Consider the following 6,405-nt stretch of genomic DNA (forward strand, 5'->3'; position numbering starts at 1 on the left):
ACACCTCGTCGGCGGCCTACCTTACACATCTCGTCCTTCTTCGACAACATCGACCACGACATCCTGATCCGGCTGCTCCGCCGGCGAATCAATGACGAACGCTTCCTGAACCTGATCAGAAAGGCGTTGAACGCCGGGGTCCTCATCGGGAACCGGCTTGAAACGACCTCGCTCGGTTCACCTCAAGGAAGCGTACTCTCCCCGACCCTGGCCAACGTGTACCTGCATGAGTTGGACAGGAAGATGGAAGAGATCATCGAGAGGGAAGCCAGGGGCAAGAAGCCCGCCCCCAACCCCGAGTACATGCGGCTGGCACAGCGCCTGTACGTAGGGCGGAAGTCCGGCGCCATGCCGCCGGACGAGGCCAGGGCCTTGGTCAAGAAGATGAGGACCCTCCCCTCGACACTCAGATGCGACCCCGGTTTCATCAGGGTGCGATACGTCAGGTACGCCGACGACTGGGTCATCGGGGTCATCGGACCACGAGAACTCGCCGAGAGAGTCAGAGCCGAGGTGGCGGGGGTCCTGAAGATGGAGCTGAGACTCCATCTCAACATGGACAAAACCCACATCCGGCACGCCAACTCCGAGGAGATCGTCTTCCTCGGAGTGAATATCTCGGGAGCAGGCAACCGTGACGACGAAATCGTCAAGTCCGCCAACAGTGCGGGCAAACGCCAGTACAAGAGGCGGAGACCGCGGGGGAACATCACCCTCAAGGCCCCAATGGGCGACATCGTCAGCAGGCTGCACCAGAAGGGCTTCTGTCACAAGGACGGATACCCGGACAGCAAGGTAAGTTGGACGGTCCTGGATGATGCGGACATCATTCGCCGGTACAACTCCGTGCTTAATGGGCTGCTGAACTACTACTCATTCGCCAATAACTTCTGGGCGATGAGCAGGGTTCAGTACATCCTCCTCTACTCAGCAGCCAAAACCCTGAGCCATCGCCACAAGATGAGCTCAGTGGGGCAGGTGTTCAAGAGGTACGGGAAGAATCTGACGGTTCAGACCCGTGGGGACGACGGGAAGATGCGAAGCGTAAGCTTCCAAGGGCGCAAGTCCTTTGCCGTCAAACCCAACGACTTCAAGGTCGCGGTTCAAGACCCAGAGTCGGCCTTGAGGACAGCCAGCTGGCAGGTACGTACGAAGAGCAACCTGGGAAGGATCTGTGTTATCTGCGGCAGCCCTGGCGGGGTGCAGATGCACCACGTCCGACATATCCGCAAGATGGGAGAGAAAGTCGTCGGCTTCACACAGTTGATGGCCAAGCTCAACCGGAAGCAGATCCCGACATGTGGGCCTTGTCACCGCCGCATCCATAAGGGCGAATACGACGGGATCAGGTTGGGGGACCTCGCGGTCCCCACGGGGTGATGGAGTAGTCCCTCCATTACTGGAGAGCGGTATGCGCCGAAAGGTGCACGTGCCGTTCGGAGGGGGGCCGTTGTCTTCCACGTCGCGTCGGTGGGGGCGGCGGCCTACCCTACGTTGCTGCCTGCGTCCGCTCATGACGCGGACGCGCTGGCGGCGACTCTGCGTGCCTGCAACCGGGCTGCGAACGCGGCCTCCGAGGTGGCGTTCGCCCGCGGTCTGAAGCGGCGCAACGTGCTGCAGGATGCCGTGTACCACCAGATCAAGGCGGACTTTGGTCTCGGGGCACAGGCCGCGGTGCGTACCGTCAAGAAGGTCTGCGACGCCTACGCCGCGCTCAAGGCCAGTCTGCGGGCCGGCAATTACGGTCCGGAAGGCTCCGGGCGCCGGGTCAGGACCGCCTCGAAGCCCATCCGGTTCCGTGAGACATCGGCACAGCCGTATGACGACCGGATGCTGACCTGGAACCTGGAGGGGCAGACCGTCTCCGTCTGGACCGTGGCCGGGCGCCTGAAGGGCATCCCGTTCGCCTGCTCGCCGCAGGCGCTGGAGCTGCTGGCCTTGCGCAAGGGCGAGTCGGACCTGATGATGCGCGACGGGACGTTCTTCCTGACCGCCACCATCGAGGTGCCCGAACCGCCGGTGTACGAGCCGGAGGGGTTCCTCGGGGTGGACCTCGGGACCGTGAACATCGCCACCACCTCGGACGGCGAGATCATGTCCGGCCGCCAGGTCAACCGTTACCGGCAGCGCAAGCGCGACCTGCGGACCAAGCTGCAGAAGAAGCGCACCAAGAGCGCGGCGCGCGTCCTCAAACGCAACCGGCGCCGCGAGGCCCGCTACGCCACCCAGCGCCACCACATCATCGCCAAGAAGCTCGTCGCCACCGCTGAACGCACCTTGCGGGGTATCGGACTGGAAGACCTGTCCGGTATCCGGCAGAGGGTCACGGCCAGGAAAGACCAGCGGGCACGACTGCACTCCTGGGCCTTCGCCCAGCTCGGCGCCTTCGTCGAGTACAAGGCACGACGCTCCGGCGTCCCGGTGGTCCACGTGGACCCGCACAACACCTCCCGCCAGTGCTCCCAGTGCCGGCACACCCACCGGACCAACCGGGTGACACAAGCACGGTTCGCCTGCCGGTCCTGCGCGACCGTCCTGCACGCGGACCACAACGCCTCCCGCAACATCGCCCACCGGGCCGATGCCGCGTGGCAGCGGGGCGCAGTCAACCGCCCCAGTACCGCACAGCGGAACCGGACGCAGGAAACCACAGCCGGGCTTCACATCCCGCTCTGCCTGCAAACCCGACCCATCAGGGCCGGGTAGTTGACAACCGCTACGGCCGGCGCCTGGCGGACACGCCGTACGGCGGGCAGTGCGTCATGACGGAGAAGACCAACTGCCGCACTGGATCGCCGACGTGTGCGCGAACGAGCAGTGCGGCCTGACGAACTTCGCCGCCAGCTTGCTGTCCGACCTCGACGCCGTCGTCTTCGGCAAGAGCACCAACTGGTCATCCTGGCCGGTCGACGGCCGCGTCAACGACCTCAAGGCCCTCAAGCGCAGCATGTTCGGGAGAGCAAAACCGCCCCTGCTGCGCAAGCGACTGCTCCTGATCGCCGCAAGCCGTCGAACGCGCGGAGCTGTATCTGCTCGCCGCCGTGGGCGTGGTCGCTGCGGTGCTGATCGCCCGACGGGTACGGCGCCGCAAGGGCGACCGAGGGGGCTGAGGGCGGCCAGGCGCCGGACGCGTCGGCCACCGGCCGACGGCTTCCACCTGACGCCGGCGCAGCGGACACCGCCGTGCTGAACCTCGGCTCCATCGTCCGCTCCACCCCCAACTCCAACTCCATGGCATCAACGCTGGGAGAGTCTCCGCACGGTAGTTGTCGGTGCTCTTCCTCGCGCTTCCCAAGGCGTCTGATCTGCGCAAACGCCGCTGCCTTCCGTACCGTCGTGAAACCTCTGGCGCATCCTGTACGGCAACCATCGTCAGAACATTGATACCGGGCGCAGCGCGGGCAGTAGGGGGCGCGGTAAGCGGGCCGACGGACAAAGGAGTGCACGACTGTGCGTCCGTCCGCCTCTTCGCTTCTGCGCGATCGGTCATCCAGGAGTACGAATCCATGCCCCCAGAAGATGTCTCGTCCCGCCCCGGCAGCACGCCCGTCCGGGAGCAGCTCCTGATGCTGCTTTTCCAGCACCGTGCCGCAACCACCGCGCACTTGCACCGCTTGCTGCACCCGCAACCGCACCCGGTGTACCTGCGCACGTGCCTGCGTGCGCTGCGGGACGCCGGCCTGGCCGAGTCCGCGAGCCGGGCCCACCACCCCAGCGTGTGGACCCTGAGCCGCCAGGGCCAGAACCTCGTGCTGTCATGGCCCCAGTTCCGCGGTCAACACCGCTACCGCCCGGCCGGAGGCCGTACCGGAGGACGCAGTACACACACTGTGACGGTCACGCGTACGGCAGTCGCCTTCCGCCAGGACGCTGCACTGCGCGGGGACGAGTTCAGCGGCCTGGACTGGTCCGTGGAGGTCGCCCACGCGATCCGCGACGGTGCGGCCGACGGCGAACGGATGCTCATCGCGGATGCGTTGATGCGCTACACCCGAACCAACCCCCGCCGGCTGCTGCGAGCGTTCATCGAGGTCGACCGGGCCACGGAATCCAGCGAGCGACTGGCCGGCAAGCTCATCGCCTACGCGCGCTACCACGGCGGTAACACCGCGGCAGCCGGCAGACGCACCGGGTCCGAGCAACAGGGGATTGCTGCATGGCAGCGCTGTTACACCGCCTTCCCCCGCATCCTCTTCGTCCTGACCGGCGCCGGGGAGAAGACGTTGACGCAGCGCATCGTGGATCTTCAGGCAATGGCACAGCAGCATCCGCTGGTTGCACGACTGGCGGCGCAGGTGCCCGTGGGGGCTGCGGTCCTTGAGCATCTTGAGGAGCAGGGCACCTCGGCTCCTGTCTGGTCACCAGTGGGCATGCGGGGGCATCGGCAGAGCTGGATGGACCTTTAGAGCCTCACAGTCGCCGTACCGCGCACGGCCTGCACTGGTAACCGCCAGCCGGATACCGGCCGTCAGGCATCGGACGCGGCGACCGCCACCAGACCGCAAGCGCCGGTAAGACCGAGATGCAGATGTTCGACGTGGTACAAGGCCTGGACGAGGAGCTCTACCACGTGGCTGCCGACCCTTGCAGGGGAGAAATCCTGCTGCGCGGAGTCATTACAACCGCCATAATCCGCGGATCACCCTAACCGGCAGGAAGCAGGGCGGACGGCAATGAACCACCATGACGATGCGAATGAGGCAGAGCCGCGTGCGCTGCTGATCACGGGTACCGTCGGCGTCGGCAAGACCTCGGTCGCCGACCTGATCGGCGACCTTCTCTCCGAAGCCGGTGTGCCGCACGCTGTCATGGACCTGGACCGCCTCTGCCAGTCGTGGCCCGCCCCAGAGGACGACCCGTTCAACTTCCGCCTGCTACTGAACAACCTGCGCGCCCTGACTGCCAACTACCTCGAAACCGGGGCACGGCGGCTCGTGCTGGCTGGGGTCGCCGAGAGCACAGACGAACGCCGCAGCTACCAGACCGCGCTCGGCATACCACTCCAGGTCTGCCGCCTGACCGCAAGCCTTCATGCCGTGCACACCCGGCTCAGACGCCGCCACGAGGCCGACAACGACCCCGAGTCCCTGCACTGGCACCTGGAAAGGGCTGGCCAACTCCACCAGATCCTCGACCAGGCTGCCATCGCAGACTTCACCATCGACACCACCGAGGTGCCGCCCCCGGCCGTTGCCGCAAGTGTCCTCAAGACCGCCGCGTGGTCGTGACCCCACGCCCGATGGCACCTCGGCGGCGAGGCGGCCGCCCGGCTCGGCTCGCCGGGCAGGCCGAGTTCCCGCACGGGCAGCGCCGCACCGCCGGCTCTCCCGTCGCGACCATCGCGACGCGCGCGGGGGTGCTGGTCATGCTGGAACAGGAACAAGAGACCGCGCTGGGCCGGCCGACCGACACCAGCGTCGACCGCAGCCGTTCGGTCCGTCGCCCGAACCTGCGGGTGAGACCGGGTACTTGCTCGGCGAGGGCCATGCGCTCGCAAGATCCGAGGAAAACAGCAGCTCGTTCTACTGCGGCGGCACCTCGTTCACGGCGAAGGACTACCGGCCACACCGCCCTCCAGCCAGGCGATTTTCGGGCTGACTTCAGTGGTCGTAGGCGGTCAGTGCGCGCATGACTGGCTGGCCGCGCATGAAGCCGGCTCCCCTCATCAGGGGTCCTTGGAATCGATCATCCAGGGGACCGGGAGGCGTTCTACCGGCGGACCGCCGAGATCAGTCCGCCGGGCCGCTCCCCGCGCTGCGGCGGGGTGCTGATCGGGCGGCCGTAGGCGGCAGCGCGCTCGCGCAGGGTGTGGCTGTCGGCCTCCCAGCCGTGCCCGGCCAGCCAGCTCACCGGGTCGTCGGGCATCTCCGAGACCCACAGGGACGCCGCCGATCCCGGTCCGCACCGAAACGCTCGATCACACCGCGCGAGCCCAACGTCAGCCCCATCCAACTGCCCGCCGCCGACCGCGCGCCGATCCGGGCCAGCAGCAACTCCACCGCATCCTCGGGCAGATAGATCAGTAGCCCTTCGGCGATCCACACGGTCGGCACCGCCGGGTCGTGCCCCGCGGCGGACAGCGCGCCCGGCCAGTCCTCCTGCAAATCCACCGCGACGGTGATCCGCTCGCAGCGTGCAACGGCCCGCTCCTGGCGCAGCACCGATGCCTTGAAGTCCAGTGGGGTGGCGGTGTCGACCTCGAACAGCCGGGTGCCCTCGGGCCAGTCCATCCGAAAGGCTCGGCTGTCCATGCCGGCGCCGAGCAGCACGACCTGCCGGACCCCGGACGCGGAGGCCTGCTGCACCAGGTCGTCGAGGAACTTCGTCCGGATGACGATGGAGAACGACACTGAGCTTGTTCCGCTTTGGCGGACACCATCGGTGTGGTGGTCAGGCCGCGAGGCC

The 6,405-nt window shown here is 66.7% G+C and carries 4 protein-coding genes and 1 pseudogene; 4 read left to right on the forward strand and 1 reads right to left on the reverse strand.

Annotated elements, in window-relative coordinates; genetic code table 11:
- The 4 genes from ACLHRZ_RS36330 to ACLHRZ_RS36345 all read left to right on the forward strand — a co-directional run.
- Positions 1–1,380, forward strand: a 1,380-nt coding sequence (locus ACLHRZ_RS36330; protein ID WP_490422866.1) for a group II intron reverse transcriptase/maturase, incomplete at its 5' end; no start/stop codon positions are given.
- Between the two features lie 114 nt (positions 1,381–1,494).
- A complete protein-coding gene (locus tag ACLHRZ_RS36335; RefSeq protein WP_490422867.1) occupies positions 1,495–2,706 on the forward strand; it encodes an RNA-guided endonuclease InsQ/TnpB family protein in 1,212 nt (403 codons plus the stop codon).
- An 800-nt stretch (positions 2,707–3,506) separates the two neighbouring features.
- Positions 3,507–4,406, forward strand: coding sequence for a replication-relaxation family protein (locus ACLHRZ_RS36340; protein ID WP_490422868.1), 900 nt, complete (start codon positions 3,507–3,509; stop codon positions 4,404–4,406).
- Positions 4,407–4,673: 267 nt separating this feature from the next.
- Positions 4,674–5,228, forward strand: coding sequence for a hypothetical protein (locus ACLHRZ_RS36345; protein ID WP_490422869.1), 555 nt, complete (start codon positions 4,674–4,676; stop codon positions 5,226–5,228).
- 481 nt (positions 5,229–5,709) lie between these two features.
- Here the strand turns inward: ACLHRZ_RS36345 and ACLHRZ_RS36350 are convergent.
- Positions 5,710–6,405 (reverse strand): annotated as a pseudogene (locus ACLHRZ_RS36350) (SAM-dependent methyltransferase); the annotation flags it as partial.

This window comes from Streptomyces sp. AM25, from assembly GCF_058146165.1.